The sequence below is a fragment of the Klebsiella sp. YJ genome, assembly GCF_002108615.1.
GTDB lineage: Bacteria > Pseudomonadota > Gammaproteobacteria > Enterobacterales > Enterobacteriaceae > Klebsiella > Klebsiella planticola.
The window spans coordinates 273,277-293,409 of record NZ_MTEG01000005.1 but is presented as its reverse complement, the minus strand read 5'-3'; the positions used below and the strand labels follow the sequence as shown (position 1 = coordinate 293,409).

General features: G+C 58.4%; 19 protein-coding genes. 7 read left to right on the top strand and 12 right to left on the bottom strand.

The annotated features are described in order from the left end of the window. The first annotated feature begins 43 nt into the window (after window positions 1–43). On the top strand, window positions 44–505 hold the full coding sequence (locus BV390_RS07240; protein ID WP_032686733.1) for a YehR family lipoprotein: 462 nt from the start codon (window positions 44–46) through the stop codon (window positions 503–505). Between the two features lie 143 nt (window positions 506–648). Here the strand turns inward: BV390_RS07240 and BV390_RS07235 are convergent, their stop codons facing one another. The 3 genes from BV390_RS07235 to BV390_RS07225 are packed head-to-tail and all read right to left on the bottom strand — an operon-like array spanning window position 649 to window position 3,571. Then, window positions 649–1,116 (bottom strand): YehS family protein, encoded by a 468-nt coding sequence (locus BV390_RS07235; protein WP_032686732.1) that lies wholly within the window; start codon window positions 1,114–1,116, stop codon window positions 649–651. Between the two features lie 53 nt (window positions 1,117–1,169). Continuing rightward, a complete protein-coding gene (gene btsR / locus BV390_RS07230; RefSeq protein ID WP_032686731.1) occupies window positions 1,170–1,889 on the bottom strand; it encodes a two-component system response regulator BtsR in 720 nt (239 codons plus the stop codon). Further along, window positions 1,883–3,571 carry a sensor histidine kinase gene (locus BV390_RS07225; RefSeq protein ID WP_032686730.1) on the bottom strand — a complete coding sequence of 563 codons (1,689 nt, stop codon included), beginning with the start codon at window positions 3,569–3,571 and terminating at the stop codon, window positions 1,883–1,885. Before BV390_RS07225 ends, btsR begins: the two co-directional genes overlap by 7 nt. 209 nt (window positions 3,572–3,780) lie before the next feature. Here BV390_RS07225 and BV390_RS07220 point away from each other — a divergent pair, with 209 nt between their 5' ends. Together BV390_RS07220 and BV390_RS07215 are read left to right on the top strand one after the other, a co-directional pair. Beyond that, entirely contained in the window at window positions 3,781–4,512 is a 732-nt protein-coding gene (locus BV390_RS07220) for a MerR family transcriptional regulator (protein ID WP_032686729.1), read from the top strand. A 59-nt stretch (window positions 4,513–4,571) separates the two neighbouring features. Further along, on the top strand, window positions 4,572–4,685 hold the full coding sequence (locus BV390_RS07215) for a protein YohO (protein WP_004103838.1): 114 nt from the start codon (window positions 4,572–4,574) through the stop codon (window positions 4,683–4,685). Here the strand turns inward: BV390_RS07215 and BV390_RS07210 are convergent. The 5 genes from BV390_RS07210 to bglX all read right to left on the bottom strand — a co-directional run bounded on the left by BV390_RS07210 (window position 4,660) and on the right by bglX (window position 10,902). After that, window positions 4,660–5,397 carry an ABC transporter permease gene (locus BV390_RS07210; RefSeq protein ID WP_032686728.1) on the bottom strand — a complete coding sequence of 246 codons (738 nt, stop codon included), beginning with the start codon at window positions 5,395–5,397 and terminating at the stop codon, window positions 4,660–4,662. The genes BV390_RS07215 and BV390_RS07210 overlap by 26 nt on opposite strands. Beyond that, the gene (locus tag BV390_RS07205) at window positions 5,381–6,328 is read right to left on the bottom strand and encodes an ABC transporter ATP-binding protein (protein WP_032699133.1); all 948 of its coding nucleotides are present in this window, start codon (window positions 6,326–6,328) and stop codon (window positions 5,381–5,383) included. Before BV390_RS07205 ends, BV390_RS07210 begins: the two co-directional genes overlap by 17 nt. Further along, window positions 6,321–7,478: an ABC transporter permease gene (locus tag BV390_RS07200; RefSeq protein ID WP_032695427.1), complete on the bottom strand. Its 1,158-nt coding sequence runs from the start codon at window positions 7,476–7,478 to the stop codon at window positions 6,321–6,323. Before BV390_RS07200 ends, BV390_RS07205 begins: the two co-directional genes overlap by 8 nt. Before the next feature lie 7 nt (window positions 7,479–7,485). Further along, on the bottom strand, window positions 7,486–8,403 hold the full coding sequence (osmF, locus tag BV390_RS07195; protein ID WP_032695428.1) for a glycine betaine ABC transporter substrate-binding protein OsmF: 918 nt from the start codon (window positions 8,401–8,403) through the stop codon (window positions 7,486–7,488). A 201-nt stretch (window positions 8,404–8,604) separates the two neighbouring features. After that, window positions 8,605–10,902 (bottom strand): beta-glucosidase BglX, encoded by a 2,298-nt coding sequence (gene bglX, locus BV390_RS07190; RefSeq protein ID WP_032695429.1) that lies wholly within the window; start codon window positions 10,900–10,902, stop codon window positions 8,605–8,607. Between the two features lie 193 nt (window positions 10,903–11,095). Here bglX and dld point away from each other — a divergent pair, with 193 nt between their 5' ends. After that, window positions 11,096–12,841 (top strand): D-lactate dehydrogenase, encoded by a 1,746-nt coding sequence (gene dld, locus BV390_RS07185; RefSeq protein WP_032686723.1) that lies wholly within the window; start codon window positions 11,096–11,098, stop codon window positions 12,839–12,841. Window positions 12,842–12,926: 85 nt separating this feature from the next. Further along, window positions 12,927–13,481 (top strand): GNAT family N-acetyltransferase, encoded by a 555-nt coding sequence (locus tag BV390_RS07180; RefSeq protein WP_004864731.1) that lies wholly within the window; start codon window positions 12,927–12,929, stop codon window positions 13,479–13,481. A 39-nt stretch (window positions 13,482–13,520) separates the two neighbouring features. On the opposite strand, the gene pbpG is transcribed toward BV390_RS07180, so the two are convergent. Then, on the bottom strand, window positions 13,521–14,468 hold the full coding sequence (gene pbpG, locus BV390_RS07175) for a D-alanyl-D-alanine endopeptidase (protein ID WP_015583849.1): 948 nt from the start codon (window positions 14,466–14,468) through the stop codon (window positions 13,521–13,523). A 224-nt stretch (window positions 14,469–14,692) separates the two neighbouring features. Beyond that, on the bottom strand, window positions 14,693–15,280 hold the full coding sequence (locus tag BV390_RS07170) for a Yip1 family protein (RefSeq protein WP_032686721.1): 588 nt from the start codon (window positions 15,278–15,280) through the stop codon (window positions 14,693–14,695). A gap of 390 nt (window positions 15,281–15,670) precedes the next feature. On the opposite strand from BV390_RS07170, the gene BV390_RS07165 reads away from it, so the two are divergent. After that, window positions 15,671–16,240: a DedA family protein gene (locus BV390_RS07165; protein ID WP_032686719.1), complete on the top strand. Its 570-nt coding sequence runs from the start codon at window positions 15,671–15,673 to the stop codon at window positions 16,238–16,240. 65 nt (window positions 16,241–16,305) lie between these two features. On the opposite strand, the gene mdtQ is transcribed toward BV390_RS07165, so the two are convergent. After that, a complete protein-coding gene (gene mdtQ, locus BV390_RS07160) occupies window positions 16,306–17,745 on the bottom strand; it encodes a multidrug resistance outer membrane protein MdtQ (RefSeq protein ID WP_032695430.1) in 1,440 nt (479 codons plus the stop codon). 123 nt (window positions 17,746–17,868) lie between these two features. Between mdtQ and BV390_RS07155 the strand changes: the two genes are divergently transcribed. Beyond that, window positions 17,869–18,603, top strand: a complete 735-nt coding sequence (locus tag BV390_RS07155; protein WP_085396755.1) for a class I SAM-dependent methyltransferase — start codon at window positions 17,869–17,871, stop codon at window positions 18,601–18,603. A 123-nt stretch (window positions 18,604–18,726) separates the two neighbouring features. Here the strand turns inward: BV390_RS07155 and BV390_RS07150 are convergent, their stop codons facing one another. Beyond that, window positions 18,727–20,121, bottom strand: a complete 1,395-nt coding sequence (locus BV390_RS07150) for a glycoside hydrolase family 1 protein (protein WP_049267517.1) — start codon at window positions 20,119–20,121, stop codon at window positions 18,727–18,729. Window positions 20,122–20,133 lie beyond the last annotated feature (12 nt).

Here is a 20,133-nt window from a genome sequence, read left to right as displayed (position 1 = left end):
TTGAAAAACCGGTACGCCATTCACTATCAACCAAGGGACCGTGATGAATATTTACCGCAGGATGGTGACCGCTCTGGCGGCTTCGCTGGTGATTGTCGGCCTCGCAGGCTGCGATAATCCCGACGAAAAGAGCAAAACCTTCACCCGGATGGAAAACGGCGTCGGGCTGGTGTTTACCTACCATTATGTCGGCGACAAAGTCCTGCGCCAGGAAGCCAATAACACCATTCCCTATCAGACCATCGGCGCGGCGAATCAGGAGCAGGCGCGGGCATTAATTGAGCCGATGAGAAGCGTTTATCTCGACGTTAAAGGCGTGGAACAGAACATCGATTACAAAGATACCGAGGCGCTGGAACATCTCAGCGTGGATTTTACCCGGGCCAACATCAGCGAACTGTGTAAGCTACCCGGCTCAATGGTGACCCACTGCGCGCTCAAGGATGTTTCGATGGCGGAATCAGAGAAATTGCTCAAAGAGCAGGGGTTTCAGGAAGTGAAATAGACCGGCGAGCATTCCCGGGTGGCGGCGTAAAAGCCTTACCCGGGCAACACGGACACAGAAAATTGCGCCTGTCATCGCCCGGCCCGGTCGTGGTGGCCCGGCTAAGCATGGCGCAAGCCGGGAGCGTTCAGCGGGCAGGTAATTCAGGGCTTAGCGTGTACGCGCTCGGTCAGACCGCGCAGGAAATAGCGCAGGAACTGGTCACCGCATTCGCGGAAATTCTTATGATCCGGCGCACGCATCATGGCGGTGATTTCCGGCATCGACACGCGAAACTTCTGCTGGGTCAGAATGGCGAGGATATCATCGCTCTTCAGCGAAAAGGCAATGCGCAGCTTTTTCAGCACGATATTGTTATTCACCCGGCGCTCAACCGCCAGCGGCGGAGCCGCCTCATCTTTGCCGCGCTTGTCGTAGATCAGGCCGTTAAGGAAGATCGACAGCATAATGTCCGGGCAGCGCTGGAAGCCCTCTTCGTCCTCCTTTTTCAGCCACGGTACCAGCTGCTCTGCGCTGACGACGGAATCGCCCAGCGCAAAAATGCGCACCAGGTCGTTATTATTGGTTTTCAGGGTGTAGCGCAGGCTACGTAAGATATCGTTACTGATCATAATGCCTTCATGATGAAAAATGCTGGCGCTAAGTCTACCATGATTCCGTCGTTTTACAGACCAATCGCCTCTTTCAGACTTTTTAAGTAGCGACGGCTCACCGGCACCGTTTGCCCGGCCCGCATCAGCAGCTCCGCCTGGCCGTTTTCCTCAAGGCGAATCTCTTTCAGGTGAGCCATATTCACCAGATATTGCCGATGACAGCGCAGCAGCGGCGTCCGACTCTCAAGGGTGCGCAAGGTCAGCTCGGTAAACCCCTCCTTCCCCTCGCGGTCGGTGACGTAAATTCCGCTCATCCGGCTGCTGACAAAGGCGACATCCTCCATCTGCAGCAGCCAGATGCGGCTGTGGCCGGTACAGGGAATATATTTCAGCGCCTGCTGGGTATCGTCGAGCAGCGAGATATCCTGCAGGCTGCGCTCCTGACGCAGGCGCACCAGGGTTTTCTCCAGCCGCTGGGCTTCGATGGGTTTCAGCAGATAATCAAAGGCATGCTCTTCGAAGGCCTTCACCGCATACTCGTCAAAAGCGGTCAGAAACACGATGTAAGGCCGGTGTTCAGGATCGAGCATCCCGACCATTTCCAGGCCGCTGATGCGCGGCATCTGAATATCGAGAAACAGCACGTCCGGGCGCAGCTTGTGCACCGCGCCAATCGCTTCCACCGCGTTGCCGCACTCCCCGACTATCTCAATGTCGCTGGCGGACTCCAGTAAAACACGCAGATTTTCTCGTGCCAGCGGTTCATCATCAACTATCAACACTTTTAACACGCATTCTCCTCCAGAGGCAGTCGCAGCGTGACGCGGGTGAAACGTTCCGCTTCACAGGTCACGGTAATGCCGCAGTCGGCGCCGAAGCGCGCCCGTAAACGGCGGTCCACCAGACTCATTCCCAGCCCGCTGGCGTTGGGATTGTGCTGGTACAGGCCGGCGTTATCCTCAATATCTAACTGCAGCCAGCGCTGGTGCTGGCTGGCGCGAATGGTAATTTCCCCTACCCCGAGATGCTGCGACGTGCCGTGTTTAATGGCGTTTTCAACAATGGGCTGCAGCGTAAACGCCGGCAGCTGGTGGTGAGCCAGCGCGTCGGGCACCAGCATCTGAATCTGTAAATTGGCCTGGAAACGCGCTTTCTCAATTTGCAGATAAGCATTCACGTGCTCAATCTCATCCGCCAGCGTCACAAACTCCGACGGCCGCTTCAGATTCTTGCGGAAAAAGGTCGACAGGTACTGCACCAGTTGCCCGGCCTGATCGCTGTCGCGGCGAATCACCGCCTTCAGAGTATTCAAGGCATTAAACAGAAAATGGGGATTCACCTGCGCGTGGAGCAGCTTGATCTCCGATTGCGTCAGCAGCGCCTTCTGTCGTTCATACTGCCCGGCGAGGATTTGTGCCGACAGCAGCTGGGCGATCCCCTCCCCGAGCGTGCGGTTGATGGAGCTGAACAGGCGGTTTTTCGCTTCATACAGCTTAATGGTGCCGATCACCCGCTGGTTTTCACCGCGCAGCGGGATAACCAGCGTCGACCCCAGCTTACAGTTGGGGTGAATAGAACAGCGGTAAGGGACTTCATTGCCGTCGGCATACACCACTTCGCCGCTATCAATCGCTTTTTGCGTATAGGATGAAGAGATAGGTTTGCCCGGCAGGTGGTGGTCGTCGCCAATACCGGTAAACGCCAGCAGCTTGTCGCGATCGGTAATGGCCACCGCGCCGATATCGAGCTCCTGAATCAGCACCTGCGCCACCTTCATGCTATTCTCTTCGTTGAACCCCTGGCGCAGGATCCCCTCGGTCGAGGCCGCCACCTTGAGGGCGGTAGCGGAAAAAGCCGAGGTGTACTTCTCAAACATCGCCCGCTTATCCAGCAGGATACGCATAAACAGCGCGGCGCCCACGGTGTTGGTGACCATCATCGGCGCGGCGATGCTTTGCACCAGATGCAGCGCGTCCTGAAACGGCCGGGCGATCAGCAAAATGATCATCATCTGCACCAGCTCGGCAAAGAAGGTGATCGCGCCGGCGGTGAGCGGGCTGAAGACCTTATCCGGCCGCCCGCGCTTGACCAGCACGCTGTGGACCAGGCCGCCCAGCAGCCCTTCGACAATCGTCGAAACCATGCAGCTTAATGCCGTCATACCGCCGAGCGAGTAGCGATGCAGCCCGCCGGTCAGCCCCACCAGGCCGCCGACGACCGGGCCACCGAGCAGGCCGCCCATCACGGCGCCGATGGCGCGGGTATTGGCGATCGAGTCTTCGATATGCAGACCAAAATAGGTCCCCATAATGCAGAAAATGGAGAAGGTCACGTAGCACAGCAGCTTATGCGGTAGACGAACGGTCACCTGCATCAGCGGGATGAACAGCCGTGTCTTGCTCATCAGCCACGCAATGACCAAAAACACGCACATCTGCTGAAGCAGCAACAACACCAGATCAAACTCGTACATACCCACAGACCACGCTTCACTCGAAAGCGCGTAACATACACTGCCGGGTCATCACTTTCTTTGAAGCACTACAAGAAAATCGCAAATCATGGTCAGGATCACACTTCTTGCCCGCCTCCCGTCGATTAAGTGAACAAAAAATGAACGAATATTTCCTCTTCCGCAAACAGCTTCTACAGTTATAGGGGAGACTTTGCGGGAGGGAATATATGGCGCTTTATACAATTGGTGAAGTGGCTCAGCTCTGTGACATCAACCCCGTAACGCTTCGCGCCTGGCAACGGCGCTATGGATTGCTGAAACCGCAGCGCACCGACGGAGGGCACCGCCTGTTTAACGAACAGGAAATTGACCGTATCCGCGAGATTAAACGCTGGATTGATTCCGGCGTTCAGGTGGGTAAGGTCAAAACCTTGCTTAACGACAGCGCGAGTGGAGAAGAAGACGGCTGGCGGGAGCAGCAGGAGATTCTGCTGGGGTATCTCCACGACGGCAGCTACCACCGTTTGCGGCTGTGGATCAAAGAGCGCAGCCATAGCTATACGGCGCTGACCCTGGTCAACCATCTGTTTATCCCCTTACGCCACCGCCTGCTCAGCCCGCAGCCGACGCTTACCGCGTTACGCAGCGTCCTCGACGGGATTCTCATTAACCATGTCGCGCACAGCCTCGCCAGCACCTGGAAACGTCCGGGCAGCCATGCGCTGGTGCTCGGCTGGAATGTCAACGACACCACGCGGCTGTGGCTGGAGGGTTGGATCGCCTGCGAACAAGGCTGGCGGGTCGACGTTCTCCCCCACTCTCTGACGCAGATCCGCCCCGATCTGTTTCCTGACAGCACCTTGCTGGTATGGTGCGGCGAAACCCCGACCCTGGCGCAGCAGGAGCAGCTCGAGGCCTGGCAGCAGCAGGGGCACGTTATCTGGCTAAATAGCAATTAATGTTTCATTAACACCTGTGCTTCACCGTATAATCCCTCCGTTAACATCAGGAGCCTATTATGAAGCCAGCGAAAATTGCGGTTATCACCCTCTTCTTATTCATGGCCATCAGCGGCATCGGCGGCGTCATGCTGGCCGGTTACTCGTTTATTGTACGCGGTGGTGTCGGCTGATTCGCCGGTTCAAGCGTTCAAAACCGCGATCGACGATAATCGCCGCCAGCGCCACCAGCAGCGCTCCCTGAATGACATAAGCCGTATTGAATCCGCTCAGGCCGATAACAATCGGCGTGCCGAGCGTATTCGCCCCGACCGTTGACGCAATGGTCGCCGTACCGATATTGACAATGGTCGATGTCCGGATACCGGCCAGCATCACCGGCGCGGCCAGCGGCAGCTCCACGCCGATCAGTCTCTGCCAGCCCGTCATGCCCATTCCTTTGGCGATACTCACTACCCCCGGCGGCACGGCGCTCAGCCCGGCCAGGGTCCCCTGCAGGACCGGCAATATGCCATACAGCGCCAGCGCAATCAGCGCAGGCTGCCAGCCAAACCCCAGTACCGGAACGGCAATCGCCAGCACCGCCACCGGCGGAAACGTTTGTCCCATCGCGGCAATGGTCTCCACCAATGGACGGAACTCGCGGCCTGCGGGACGCGTCACCGCCACCCCGGCCCCGACGCCCACCACCGTCGCAGCCAGGCTGGAAAACGCCACCAGCCAGCAATGGGCGAAAGTCAGGGCGACAAAACTCTCCTGCTGATACACCGGGCGCGGCAGCTCAGGAAACAGCGCGCTGAACAGCGGCGTGCTGTAAGGCAGCAGCAGCAAAATGGCGATAAACAGCGCCAGCAGCCACAGCAGCGGATCACGAAGTACGCGCATGCCGCACCTCCTCGCCGAGCAGATCGGCAAAATGCAGCGTTCCGCATGCCTCCCCCTGTTCATCCACTACCGGCAGGACTTCGCGGCGATGGGCAATAAACTGCGACAGCGCTTCGCGCAGCGTCATCGCGACGTTTAGCGTATCGCCGGCAAGCCGCTCATTGCGGCGCAGATAGTCGCCCACGCCGCGCAGCGACAGCAGCCGGACGCCCAGTTCGCTGCGGCCAAAAAAAGTCTCGACGAAGCTATTTTCAGGTTCGAGCAGCATCTGCAGCGGCGCCCCCTGCTGTATCACTTCGCCACCGTCCATCAGCACCAGGTGATCCGCCAGCCGCAGCGCCTCATCAATATCGTGAGTCACCAGAACAATCGTCCGCCCGAGCAGCCGATGGATGCGGATCATCTCCTGCTGGAGCGCTTCCCGGGTCACCGGATCCAGCGCGCCAAACGGTTCGTCCATCAGCAGGACTTCAGGATTGGCCGCCAGCGCCCGCGCCACGCCAACGCGCTGCTGCTGACCGCCGGAGAGCTGATGCGGATAGCGCGTCCGCAGCGTCGGATCCAGCCCCAGCAGCGCCATTAACTCGTCAATGCGCGCGGCAATTTTGCGCTGCGGCCATTTTTGCAGTTGCGGCACGGTGGCGATGTTCTGCGCGACCGTCCAGTGCGGAAACAGGCCGATAGACTGAATGGCATAGCCCATCCGTCGACGCAGCGCCAGCACCGGCTGCTGGCGAATATCCTGCCCGGCAAAACGGATGGTGCCGCTGTCATGTTCGACCAGCCGGTTAATCATTTTCAGGGTGGTCGATTTCCCCGAGCCGGAGGTGCCGATCAGGACCGAGAATGCGCCTTCGCGCAGGTGCAGGTTCAGGTTTTTCACCGCCGGCAGCCCGGCGAAGGATTTGTTGACCTCGTTAAATTCAATCACCCGCCTCTCCTTTCAATAATGCTCCCCACAGCGCAAACAGCGCGTCGACGACCACCGCCAGCGCAATCGTCGGCATCACCCCCAGCAGTACCAGATCCAGGGCGCTGCTCAACAGCCCCTGGAAGACCAGCGCGCCAAACCCACCGGCGCCGATAAGGGCCGCGACCACCGCCATACCGACGGTTTGTACACTCACCACCCGCAGGCTGCGCAGCAGAACCGGCAGCGCCAGCGGCAGTTGCACGTGCCAGAAGCGCTGCGCGCCGCTCATCCCCATCGCCGCGGCGCTCTCCAGCGCATCGCGCGGTACCTGCTGTAAACCGGCCACCACCCCGCGAACCAGCGGCAGCAAGGCATACAGCACCAGCGCAATCAGCGCAGGCGTCATCCCGGTGCCGGAAATGCCTCGCTCAGCCAGCCCGGGAAAATGGCGGGCGAGACCGGCCAGCGGGGCGATCAGCAGGCCAAAGAGCGCCACCGAGGGAATGGTTTGAATAACATTGAGAAAGGTAAACACCGGGGCCTGCCACCGCGGCCGGCGCCAGAGGCCGATGCCCACCGGCAGCCCGATCAGCAGCCCCGGCAACAGCGTGCCAAACAGCAGGGTCAAATGTTGACGCAGCGCGTCATCAAACACCTCCTGACGGCTGGCATACTCTTTCAGTAGCGAGAGCTGATTCAGCGCTCCGCTGCCGAGCAGCACGCAGGGAATCAACCAGATTTGCACATTGAGCAGCCAGCGCCAGTGCGCCCGGCTGGTCAGACGCCGGATAGTCTCGCTGGCCAGCAGTAAGCACAGCGCCAGCGCCAGCCACAGGCCGCTTCCCGGCGAGGTGCGGGCCAGCGCGGAGCCGCTGTGCGCCAGCTGTACCGCCGCCTGTCCCGCCCCCCAGAACAGCAGCGCCAGCAACGCATCCAGCATGAGCAAACTGAGCAGCAGCGGCCTGCGTCCCGGTAGCCAGCAGAGAAGGACCAGCAGCAGCGCGCCGCAGACCTGCACCGCCGTCAACCACGGCGCGAGTTGCCAAAGCCAGCGCCCTTCCCCGGACAGCAGACGGTTAGGCGCATAGTTGACGAACGGCAGAGCAACCACCAGCAGCAGGAGACAGGCCAACAGCAGCGATACGCGGTTATAACAGCGAATAGCCACGGATAATCTACTTCAGCAGCCCTTTTTGCTGCAGATAATCTGCGGCAACTTTTTTCGCGTCCAGCCCTTCCACGGCAATGCTGGCATTGAGCTGTTGCAGCGTTTTCTCGTCAAGGCTGGCAAAGACCGGCTGCAGCCATTGCGCGATCTGCGGATAGGCTTTCAGCACCGCTTCGCGCACTACGGGGGTTGGGGCATAGATCGGCTGTACGCCCTGCGGATCGCTGAGCGTTTGCAGCCCCAGCGCCGCCACCGGCCCGTCGGTTCCGTAGGCCATTGCCGCATTCACCCCGGAAGTCTGCTGGGCCGCCGCTTTGATGGTCACCGCCGTATCGCCCCCCGCCAGCGACAGCAGCTGACTTTGCTTGAGCTTGAAGCCGTAGGCTTTTTCAAAGGCCGGGAGCGCATCCGGGCGTTCGATAAATTCGGCGGAGGCCGCGAGCTTAAAGTCGCCCCCTTTTTGCAGCCAGGCGCTGAGGTCGGCCAGCGAGGTCAGATGATTTTTTTCCGCCAGATCCTGACGCACGGCAATGGTCCAGGTGTTATTCGCCGGCGCAGGAGTCAGCCAGATAAGCTTATTCTGCTGCGCGTCGAGGGTTTTGACCTTCTCATATCCCTGCTGTGCGTTCTTCCACGCCGGATCGTTTTCGTCTTTAAAAAAGAAGGCGCCGTTGCCGGTATATTCCGGATAAATATCTAATTCCCCCGCCGTAATTGCCCCGCGCACCACCGGGGTGGTTCCCAGCTGGACCTTATTAACGGTTTTCACGCCATGACTTTCCAGAACCTGCAAAATAATATTGCCCAGCAGCGCCCCTTCGGTGTCAATTTTTGAGCCCACTTTGACCGGCTCCGCCGCCTGAAGCGGCAGGCTGACCAGCGCGACCAGCGCCAGCGCGCCTGACCAGATACTTGCCTTTATCATCCCCGCGTCCCTCTTTAATTTGCGCTCCATTAACAGGAGCTTAAGAGAAAAGCGTAGTTCATTTAGTGCATCCGGAAAAAGAAAAGGCCGAATATTCGGCCTTTGAGACTGACGACGACGCTGTTTTAAACATTGTCTCCGCGTTTCTGCCGGGCGGCGGCTGGCGCTTTACCCGGCCGGTGAAACGCGCGGCTTTCGCTGTTACAACAGCTCGAATTCACTCTGCTTCACGCGGGCGGAGTCGACGCCAATAAAGACGTTGAATTTGCCCGGCTCGGCGTCGTATTTCATTTTCTGATTCCAGAACTTCAGGGCGTCAATTTCAATCGGGAAGGCGACGGTTTGCGTCTCTCCCGGCTTGAGGGTCACGCGCTTGAAGCCGCGCAGCATTTTCACCGGACGGCTCATCGAAGCGGTCACATCCTGCAGATAGAGCTGAATCACCGTTGCCCCTTCGCGTTTGCCGGTATTGGTCACCTGTACGCTGGCGGTGACGCTACCGTCGCGCTGCATGGTCGGCGCCGACATTTTCACGTCGGAAACGCTAAAGGTGGTGTAGCTCAGGCCGTAGCCGAACGGGTACAGCGGGCCATTCGCTTCATCAAAGTAGCGGGAGGTGTATTTGTTCGGTTTGTCGGCATTGTACGGACGGCCGGTATTCAGGTGGCTGTAGTACACCGGAATCTGCCCCACCGAGCGCGGGAATGACATCGGCAGTTTACCGGACGGGTTGGCATCGCCGAACAGCACATCGGCAATGGCGTTACCGCCTTCGGTCCCGGCAAACCAGGTTTCGAGGATCGCGTCAGCCTGCTGATCTTCTTTCACCAGCGCCAGCGGACGACCGTTCATCAGCACCAGTACCAGCGGCTTGCCGGTAGCTTTCAGGGCGCTAATCAAATCGCGCTGGCTCTGTGGCAGGGTGATGTCGGTGCGGCTGGAGGCTTCATGGGCCATGCCCTGCGCCTCGCCGACCACGGCCACCACCACGTCGGACTGCTTCGCCGCCGCCACCGCTTCATCGATCATCGCCTGCGGCGAGCGCGGATCGACCTGCACCGCTTTCTCATACAGGTTGAGGAAATCGACAATACCTTTATCGTTGGTGACGTTAGCGCCGCGGGCATAGATAACCTTGCCTTTGTCGCCCAGCGCGTCTTTGATGCCGGTCAGTACCGTCACCGACTGATCCGCCACCCCTGCCGCCGACCAGCTGCCCATCATGTCACGTTTGCTGTCGGCCAGCGGCCCGATAACCGCAACGGTCCCCGATTTTTTCAGCGGCAGCGTCTCCAGACGGTTCTTCAGCAGCACCAGACTTTGCTGCGCGACTTCGCGCGCTTCTTTGCGATGCAGGCGGCTTTCGGCGTTGGTATCCTGCGGGTCGGATCCCTGCGGACCGAGGTGGCTGTACGGATCGTTAAACAGCCCCATATCATATTTAACGTTGAGCACGTGGCGGGCGGCGTCATCCAGCTCAGCCATCGTCACTTTGCCGGATTTGACCAGCCCCGGCAGGTATTTGCTGTAGTACTCATCGCTCATACTCATGTTGATGCCCGACTTCAGCGCCACCCGCACCGCATCTTGCGGATCGGCAGCGACGCCGTGTTTGATCAGCTCTTTGATCGCGCCGTGATCGGAGACGGTGATGCCTTTAAAGCCCCAGTCATCGCGCAGCACCTCTTTCAACAGCCAGGCGTCGGAAGTGGCCGGCGTGCCGTTGAGCGAGTTCAGGGCGACCATCACCGCGCCGCTCCCGGCATCGAGACCCGCTTTATAGGGCGGCATATAGTCGTTGAACAGGCGCTGCGGGCTCATATCGACGGTGTTGTACTCTTTGCCCCCCTCCACCGCGCCATAGGCGGCAAAGTGCTTCACGCTGGTCATCACCGAGTAGCGATCCGCCGGACTCTTGCCCTGCATCGACTCGACCATCGCCCGTCCCATTTCGGTGGTCAGATAGGTATCTTCGCCGAAGCCTTCCGAGGCGCGACCCCAGCGCGGATCGCGGGAGACGTCGACCATCGGCGCCCAGGTCATGTTGAGACCGTCGTCGGCGGCTTCATACGCCGAAATACGCCCCACCGTGTTAACCGCATCCAGGTTAAAGGAAGAGGCCAGACCCAGGCTTATCGGGAACACGGTACGCTGGCCGTGAATCACGTCATAGGCGAAAAACAGCGGGATTTTCAACCGGCTGAGCTGCATGACCTGGTCCTGCATCGCGCGGATATCCGGACGGGTCACGGTATTGAAAATTGCCCCGACCTGGCCGTCTTTGATCATCTCGCGGATCGCCTCTTTCGGGTTATCCGGCCCGACGCTGATCAGCCTTAACTGGCCAATTTTTTCATCGACGGTCATTTTCTTGAGCAGTTCACTCACGAACGCATCGCGGGCCTGCGGCGTTAGAGGGTGATTGCCGAACAGTTCATCCGCCAACGCGGGTTGCAGCGCCAGACTGACGGCGACGCCTATCGTGCAGAGCCATTTCATTGTTATCTCTCTTCTCTCAGGCCGGGGTTACGGCAAAACATAATAAAAACCGCAGTTTGCCATATATATAAACAAGACGCCTGCACAATGCTAAGGTTCTTCTCTGATTTTTCGACACATTCATGCACAAAATTGTCATACAAAGCGCTATGCTTAATCCCGATATTTTCGCTACCACCACAAGGAGTGGATCATGTCATCGGCACCAACATCGAATAATTCTGATTTTCTGGCGGAACTGGCAAGACTGGTTGGCTCCTCCCATCTGTTAACCGATCCGGCAAAAACCCAACGTTACCGTAAAGGTTTCCGCTCCGGCCAGGGCGACGCGCTGGCGGTGGTGTTCCCTGGAACCCTGCTGGAACTGTGGCGCGTGCTGAGCGCCTGTGTCGACGCCGATAAAATCATTTTGATGCAGGCAGCGAACACCGGGCTGACCGAAGGTTCAACCCCAAGCGGCAACGACTATGACCGCGAGATAGTCATCATCAGCACCCTGCGCCTCGATAAGCTGCACCTGCTGGATAAAGGCGAACAGGTGCTGGCGTTCCCGGGCACCACGCTCTACTCGCTGGAAAAAGCGCTGAAGCCGCTGGGTCGCGAGCCGCATTCGGTGATCGGCTCTTCCTGCATCGGCGCCTCGGTGATTGGCGGGATCTGCAACAACTCCGGCGGTTCGCTGGTACAACGCGGCCCGGCCTACACCGAGATGTCGTTATTTGCGCAGATTGACGAAAACGGCAAGCTGCGGCTGGTGAACCACCTCGGGATTGATCTCGGCACCACGCCGGAACAGATCCTCAGCCGCCTCGACGACGACCGTATCAAGGACGATGATATTCAGCACGATGGCCGCCACGCCCATGACCACGATTACGTCACTCGCGTGCGCGACGTCAACGCCGACACCCCGGCGCGCTACAATGCCGACCCGGATCGTCTGTTTGAATCCTCCGGCTGCGCCGGCAAGCTGGCGGTCTTCGCCGCGCGCCTCGATACCTTCCCGGCGGAAAAACGCCAGCAGGTCTTTTACATCGGCAGCAATAGCCCGGCGGTGCTGACGGAGATCCGTCGTCATATTCTGGCAGAGTTTCAGCATCTGCCGGTGGCGGGTGAATACATGCATCGCGATATCTACGATATCGCCGAGCGCTACGGCAAAGACACCTTCCTGATGATCGATAAGCTCGGCACCGACAAAATGCCGTTCTTCTTCACCATGAAAGGCCGCACCGACGCCATGCTGGAGAAAGTGTCGCTGTTTAAGCCCCACTTTACCGACCGCTTCATGCAAAAGCTCGGACACGTCTTCCCGGCGCATCTACCGGAGCGGATGAAAAGCTGGCGCGATAAATATGAACATCACCTGCTGCTGAAAATGGCCGGCGATGGCATCGAAGAAGCCCAGACCTGGCTGACGGAATACTTCCGCGATGCCGAGGGCGATTTCTTTGCCTGCACCCCGGAAGAGGGGAGCAAAGCGTTTCTTCACCGCTTTGCCGCCGCAGGGGCCGCTATCCGTTACCAGGCGGTACACGCCGACGAGGTGGAAGATATCCTGGCGCTGGATATCGCCCTGCGCCGTAATGATACCGAGTGGTTTGAGCATCTGCCGCCGGAGATAGACAATCAGCTGGTGCATAAGCTCTATTACGGTCACTTTATGTGCCACGTCTTCCATCAGGATTACATCGTCAAAAAAGGCGTCGATGCCCACGAACTGAAAGAGAAGATGCTGGAACTGCTGAAAGCGCGCGGCGCGCAGTACCCCGCCGAGCATAACGTCGGCCATCTCTATGAAGCGCCGGAGAGCTTAAAGCAGTTCTACCGCCAGAATGACCCGACCAACAGCATGAACCCGGGGCTCGGAAAAACCAGTAAGCACAAGTACTGGGGTGAGCGCCAGGCGAACGGGAGTCACGGCGCTGAAGAGCACTAATCAGGGGTGACGAGTTACGGGATTCTGTATTACGCTGCACGCCGGAGAAACGCCTCTCCGGCAAACCTGGTTAAGGAGTCCCATCATGTCCGAAGCGGATATGTTACACGGCGCTGAATTAGAGATCCGCGAAGCCCTGCCCGATGACGCGCACGCCATCGCGGCGCTGTACGTCTGGCACGTGCTGAACGGACGCGCCTCCTTTGAAGATATTCCCCCGACCGTCGATGAAATGCGCAAGCGGATCAAAACCGTGCGTGACAACGGGCTGCCCTGGCTGGTAGCGCTGTGGCGTGGCACGATCGTCGGCTACTGCTACGCGACGTTTTACCGTCCTCGCCCCGCCTATCGCTATACGCTTGAAGAGTCGATTTATGTCGAGTCCGGCATGGGCGGACGCGGCATCGGCAGCGCCCTGCTCACGCAGCTGATTGCAAAGTGCGAACAGGGCCCGTGGCGGCAGATGCTGGCGATTATCGGCGACGGGCATAACAATGCCGGCTCGCTCGCCATTCACAAAAAATTTGGTTTTACCGTGGCGGGTCAGCTGCGGAGCGTCGGGTACAAGATGGGCGACTGGCGGGATACGTTAATTATGCAGCGCCAGCTCGGCGAGGGCGACTTAACCATACCGGAATAAAAAATCCCCCGCCCGCACGCGCGAGTCGGGGGAGAGGCATTAATCGTTTTGCGCGGTCTGCGCGCCGCCTTTCAGCATCGCATCCGCCATCTGCGCCTCACGCTGCTTTTTATAGCTCAGCGCGGAGGCCGGAACCGGCATCACCTTCCCGGTTTCAACCCAGGTACGCAGACGACTGGCGTCGGCGAAGTGAGTATATTTGCCGAACGCATCCATCACCACCAGCGCCACCGGGCGCTGATTAATCACCGTTCTCATGACCAGGCAGTGGCCCGCGGCGTTAGTAAAGCCGGTTTTGGTCAGCTGGATATTCCAGTTATCCCGATAGACCAGGTGGTTGGTGTTACGAAACGGCAGCGTATAGGCCGGATGGGCGAAGGTGGCGGTGTCTTCTTTGGTGGTGCTCAGCTGACCGATCAGCGGATACTGCTCGGTGGCCATCAGCAGCTTCGTCAGATCGCGCGCGGTCGATACATTGTGAATCGACAGGCCCGTCGGCTCAACGTAGCGAGTATGGGTCATGCCCAGCGCCTGGGCCTTGGCGTTCATGGCGCGAATAAAGGCGTCATAGCCGCCGGGATAATGGTGGGCCAGGCTTGCGGCAGCGCGGTTTTCGGAGGACATCAGCGCCAGCAGCAGCATATTACGGCGGCTGATTTGGCTGTTCAGACGCACGCGTGAATAGATGCCTTTCATCTCCGGCGTGTGGCTGATATCCACGGTGAGCATCTCGTCTAACGGCAGATGCGCATCCAGCACCACCATCGCGGTCATCACTTTGGTGATCGACGCAATGGGGCGAACCAGATCCGGCTGGCTCTGGTAAATAATCTTTTTGCTGGCGAGATCAACGATCATCGCACTGCCGGAAGCAATTTCCGGCTGCAGGGCCGTCGCGGCCACGGGGGTTTTTGCTATCGCCTGGGGCGCAAAAGGCACAGCCAGAAGCAAGGTCAGGCTGAGCAAAGAAACTCGAAATTTCGGCATCGTGAGCATTCTGAAAAGTATTCTTGCACGTTATTAACGTACGCTGCGTCGCCGGGGAAACAGGCAACGCTGGCAAACCCTATCATACCCCGGCAGAACGCGACCTGACTAATAAGAATCGTGAGCAAATGCTGCATTGCCGGCATAAATATCCATTTATGCCGGCAATAGATTCACTCATCAAACGGTTCAGGCGACGGCCGCCTGAACCCTCAGCAACAGAATTAAAACAGTCGGTAGCCGTATCCCCAGAGAATAACGGTTATCGCCAGCAGGACTTCAAGCACCAGCACCCCGATGGCCAGGGTGGAACTGGCAAAGCTGAGCCCCTCCTCTTTATTAATGCTCAGGAAGGTCGGGATGCCGAGATACAGCAGGTAGCCGGTGTAACACAGCGCGATCGTCCCCACCAGCGCACACAGCCAGACCAGCGGATAAAGCGCTACCAGCCCGCTGAGAAACAGCGGCGTGGCGACATACCCGGCAAACACCATGCAGCGTTTAAGCGATGGCCGCTGCGGATAGTTTCTGGCCATCCACCAGATAATCCTCCCCATCACCGCGACCCCGCCCAGCATCACGGCATAGAACACCACCGCCAGCGCCAGACCGGTCATCAGCGAAAGTTTTACCACGGTGCCATCGCCAAAGTTCCAGCCAAGCTGCGTGGTGCCGATAAAGGCGCAGATAACCGGAACCGCTGCCATGACCAGCACATGGTGCGTATAGTGGTGCGAAATCGTCTCGTTTTCGCTCTTGATAACGCTCATCTCTTGATTCGGATGAGAGAATAATCCCCAGACATGGTTCATAGCATCCCCCTTGTCACGGCCTCGTACAGCACTGATCCAAGTATAATTCACCCTGAGCGATTAGTTTATGTACAGCAATAAAAATGCGCTATTCGCGCAGGCAGTTTGCAGGCGACAGTGCGGAGAAAGCGCAGCGTAGGCGTAGTTCGTGGAGATTTGATGCGGCTGGCTCCCCTTTCGGGCCGCCATCGTTCGTTGTGAGCCCTGCCCTGCTGCAAAATGACGAGCAAAACCGACCTGATGAGAGAGACGCTTAACCTCGTTTTAAGCCCCAGGGTGTATGATTAACCCATTGATGATTGATCCCGTTGATTCTTCACGCTGCACAACCGGCACGATTGGTCGCCAGACATGCGCGGAAGCATAAGGGGTAAGGGAGTTTATTTTTGTATGGATATCAATAACCTGATTTCCCATTATGGCTACGCTGCGCTGGTCATTGGCAGCATGGCGGAAGGTGAAACCATCACCCTGCTGGGCGGCGTGGCCGCGCATCAGGGTTTATTAAAATTTCCCCTGGTCGTTATCTCCGTTGCCCTGGGCGGGATGATTGGCGATCAGCTGCTGTACCTGCTGGGCCGACGTTTTGGCGGCAAGCTGCTAAAGCGCTTTTCCCACCATCAGGCGCGGATACGCAAAGCGCAGCGCATGATTCAGCGCCGCCCCTATCTGTTTGTGATTGGGACCCGTTTTATGTACGGTTTCCGGGTCATCGGGCCGTTATTGATCGGCGCCAGCCGCCTGCCGCCCAAAGTGTTCCTGCCGCTGAATGTTCTCGGCGCGCTGGTGTGGGCGCTGATATTCACCACGCTGGGCTATCTGGGTGGGGAGGCCATTGGACCGTGGCTGCATCATCTTGATGCGCATCTGAAGCACTGGATTTGGCTGATTCTGGTGGTCGCGCTGGTGGTGGCCGCGCACTGGTGGTTCAGACGCCGCGAGGCGAAAAAGAAAGAGTAGCGGCAGCGGACAAAGCGCACCGGGGTATCCCCGATGCGCGGGTGAAGCCGGTCTGCGCCGGCAGTTTATTTTGTGGTCTGGTGGTAGCCGCCGCCCAACGCTGAGGTCAGCTGAATGCTGGCATCCAGCCACTGGCCGCGCAGGCGCAGCGCGGTAATACGCTCCTGCAGCGCAGGCAGTCTGGCCATACTGACACGTGACCCGGGAAGAATCCCGGCGCTCATGCGGGCCTCCGCCAGATTCACCGTCCGCTGCGCATCTTTTTCAACCTGCTGCTGCTGCTGGTTCTTCTCCATCAGAGTCTCAACCTGGCTGGCGGTCTTCGCCACCTGGTTCACCGCGTCAACAACCGCTTTGTTATATTTTGCCACCGACAGATTATTCTGCGCGCTGGCAATATCGAGGTTGGCATTCAGTCTGCCGCTATCAAAGACAGGCAGCGTCAAGCCAGCGGACAGCCCCATCTGCTGGGCGGAATGGCGGAACAGATCGCTGAGGTGCAGCGCATCCTGCTGCAGGAAGGCCATCAGGTTGATGTCCGGATAGAACGCCGCTTTCGCCGCATCAACCTCACTCAGCGAGGCCTCGATATACCAGTGGGCCACCTGCAGATCCGGGCGGCGCGCCAGCAGCTCATACCCCAACTCCGTCGGCATCTGCGCGCTCACCTGCGGCAGATTAACCGGATGCAGATTCAGCGCCTGACTCTGGCTGTTGGTCAGCGCCATCAGACGCGCTTCGATCTCTTTCATGTTGCCCGCAACGTCCGCCAGCTGCTGGTCGGTTTTACTGACATTGATATCGTTTTCAGCCCCTTCGGCCGAGTTGGTGATCCCGCGCTGATACAGCGCCTGGTCTACGCTGACAATATTATTCTGTTCGCTTTTCACCTGCTGGAGCACGGTTTTCACCGCGGCTTCGGTCTGCCACTGCCAGTAGAGTCGCGCCACGCTGCTGGCCAGCAGCTCGCGGGTTTGCGCCTCTTCCGCCACCTGCGCTTTGAGTTCACCGATGCGGGCTTTCACCAGCGCCCGGTTTTTCCCCCACAGATCGAGATCCCAGCCCGCCGTCAGGCCAAAGGTGCCGTTGGTGTACCAGGGCCCGGTATTGCCGTCGGTATCCGTTGCAAACGGCCCCATCAGCCCCTCCGCCGACATTTTCTGCCGTTCAACATTGGCAGAGAAATCCATCTCCGGTCCAAGACTGGCTTGCGACATACGTGCCTGGGCTTCCGCCAGCTTGATACGCTGATTGGCAATCTGCATATCCGGGGCATTTGCCAGGGCGCGCTGGATCAGATTATTCAGCTGCGGGTCGTGGTAATCCTGCCACCAGTTGCTTTGCGGCCAGCCGTTTTTAACCGCCGCGGGCAGATCCATTGACACATGAGAGGCAGGTGTCTGCTGCTGCGGCGGAGCGCCAATATCATGGGACGGCGCGCAGCCAGCCAGAGCGATGACCAGGGGGAACCCAGCCAATACGCTTTTTCTCAGAGTAAGATTCATTAGACAGGTCAGGTAACTAAACAAGGTTGGTTATACTAAGTTAAATGAAATTAAGCCGTTTAGTAAAGTGTGTGACTAAACACCTGGATAATTAAAAATAATCAAATAATTCATGGAGTGATAATGAGCCAGAATATCTACGATGATCCTGATTTTTTTGCAGGATATGCCACTCTCGACCGATCGGTAAAAGGGCTTGACGGCGCGCCGGAGTGGCCGGCCATTCAACGTATGCTGCCACCTTTACGCGGCCTGCGCGTCGTCGATCTCGGCTGCGGCTACGGCTGGTTTTGCCGCTGGGCGCGTGAACAAGGTGCCGCGCAGGTGATCGGCGTTGATCTTTCCAGCCGGATGCTCGACCGCGCGCGCGAAATGGGCCGGGGAGACGATATTGACTACCGCTGTGAAGATTTGCAGAGGCTGACCCTGCCGGCCGACTCATGCGAGCTGGTCTACAGTTCGCTGGCTCTGCACTATCTGCCCGATGTCGCCCCGCTGTTCGCCGTGATTTACCAGGCGCTGACCCCCGGCGGCACGCTGCTCTTTTCCGCTGAACACCCTGTCTACACCGCCCCGCTACGCCAGGGCTGGCAGAAAGATGACGCCGGGCAGAAAATCTGGCCGGTGAGTCACTATCAGCAAGAGGGAGAGCGAATCAGCAACTGGTTTGCCGACGGGGTGAAAAAACAGCACCGGAAGCTGGCCAGCTGGATAAACCTGCTGATTGCCGCCGGTTTTGTGATTGAGCATCTCGATGAATGGGGGCCAACGGCGGAGCAAATCGCCGCCCAGCCGGGGCTGGATGAGGAAAAAGAGCGGCCGATGATCTTTCTGCTGCGCGCCCGCAAGCCGGCATAATAAGCGCAAGGCCCGGAGAATATCCGCGCCTTGTGCGGGGTGAGGAGGCGATTTTAGCGACGGTGCTCGCCTCTCTGTCGGAGGGCGCTAACGCCTTGCCTGGCCACCAAAGCCATCAGGCAATCACTCTTTTAAGCTGCCGCCATGGCTGGCAATCACCTCTTTGTACCAGTAGAAGCTTTTCTTCTTGCTGCGCGCCAGGGTTCCGTTGCCGTTATCATCGCGATCGACGTAGATAAAGCCGTAACGTTTGGACATCTCCGCTTTCGAAGCGCTGACAAGGTCGATGGGCCCCCAGCTGGTAAAGCCCAGCAGCTCCACGCCGTCTTCAATGGCTTCTCGCGCCTGCACCAGATGGTCGTTCAGGTAGCTGATACGGTAGTCATCGTTAATGCTGCCGTCAGCTTCAACGGTATCTTTCGCCCCCAGTCCGTTTTCAACGATAAACAGCGGCTTCTGATAGCGATCCCACAGCACGTTAAGCAGCGTCCGCAGACCCAGCGGATCGATCTGCCAGCCCCACTCGGAGCTTGCCAGATGCGGGTTCGGCACCATGCTGAGAATATTGCCACGCGCCTTTTTGTTCAGCTCCTCGTCGGCGGTGACACAGCCGGTCATGTAATAGCTGAAGGAGATAAAATCGACGGTCTCTTTCAGCGCCGCGCGGTCGGCATCGGTGATGGTAATATTCATTCCCTGGTCGCGGAAGTAGCGCAGCATGTAGCCCGGATACTCGCCCCGGCACTGCACGTCGCCGAAGAACTGCCAGCTGCGATTCTGTTGCAGGGTTTCAAAGATGTCTTCCGGTTTACAGCTGAGCGGGTACATTAAACCGCCCAGCAGCATATTGCCGATTTTGCCCTCGGGCACTATCTCATGACAGGCTTTTACCGCCAGGGCGCTCGCCACCAGCTGATGGTGAATGGCCTGATAGACCGCCTCTTTACTGCTCCCTTCCGGCAGGCCGACGCCGGTCATCGGGGCATGCAAGGACATATTGATTTCGTTAAAAGTCAGCCACAGCTTGACCTTGTCTTTATAGCGGGCAAACACCGTTCTGGCGTAGCGTTCGAAGAAACCAATCACCTCGCGGCTACCCCAGCCGCCGTAGTTTTTCACCAGCGCCCACGGCATTTCATAGTGCGATAGCGTCACCAGCGGCGTGATATTGTGCTGAGCCATTTCAGCAAACAGCCGGTCGTAAAAGGCCAGCCCGGCCTCATTTGGCTCGGCATTGTCGCCGTCGGGGAAAATCCGCGTCCAGGCAATCGACACCCGCAGGCAGTTGAAGCCCATCTCCGCAAACAGACGGATATCTTGCGGGTAGCGATGGTAAAAATCGATCGCGATATCTTTGATACCGCTATCGCCCGGCACGCGTTCAACGACGTCGCCAAAGACGCCATGCGGCTGTACATCTGAGGTTGATAATCCTTTGCCATCTTCCAGATACGCGCCTTCCACCTGGTTTGCCGCGGTTGCGCCGCCCCATAAAAACGTCTGCGGGAATCTCTTCATCTTTCTCTCCTC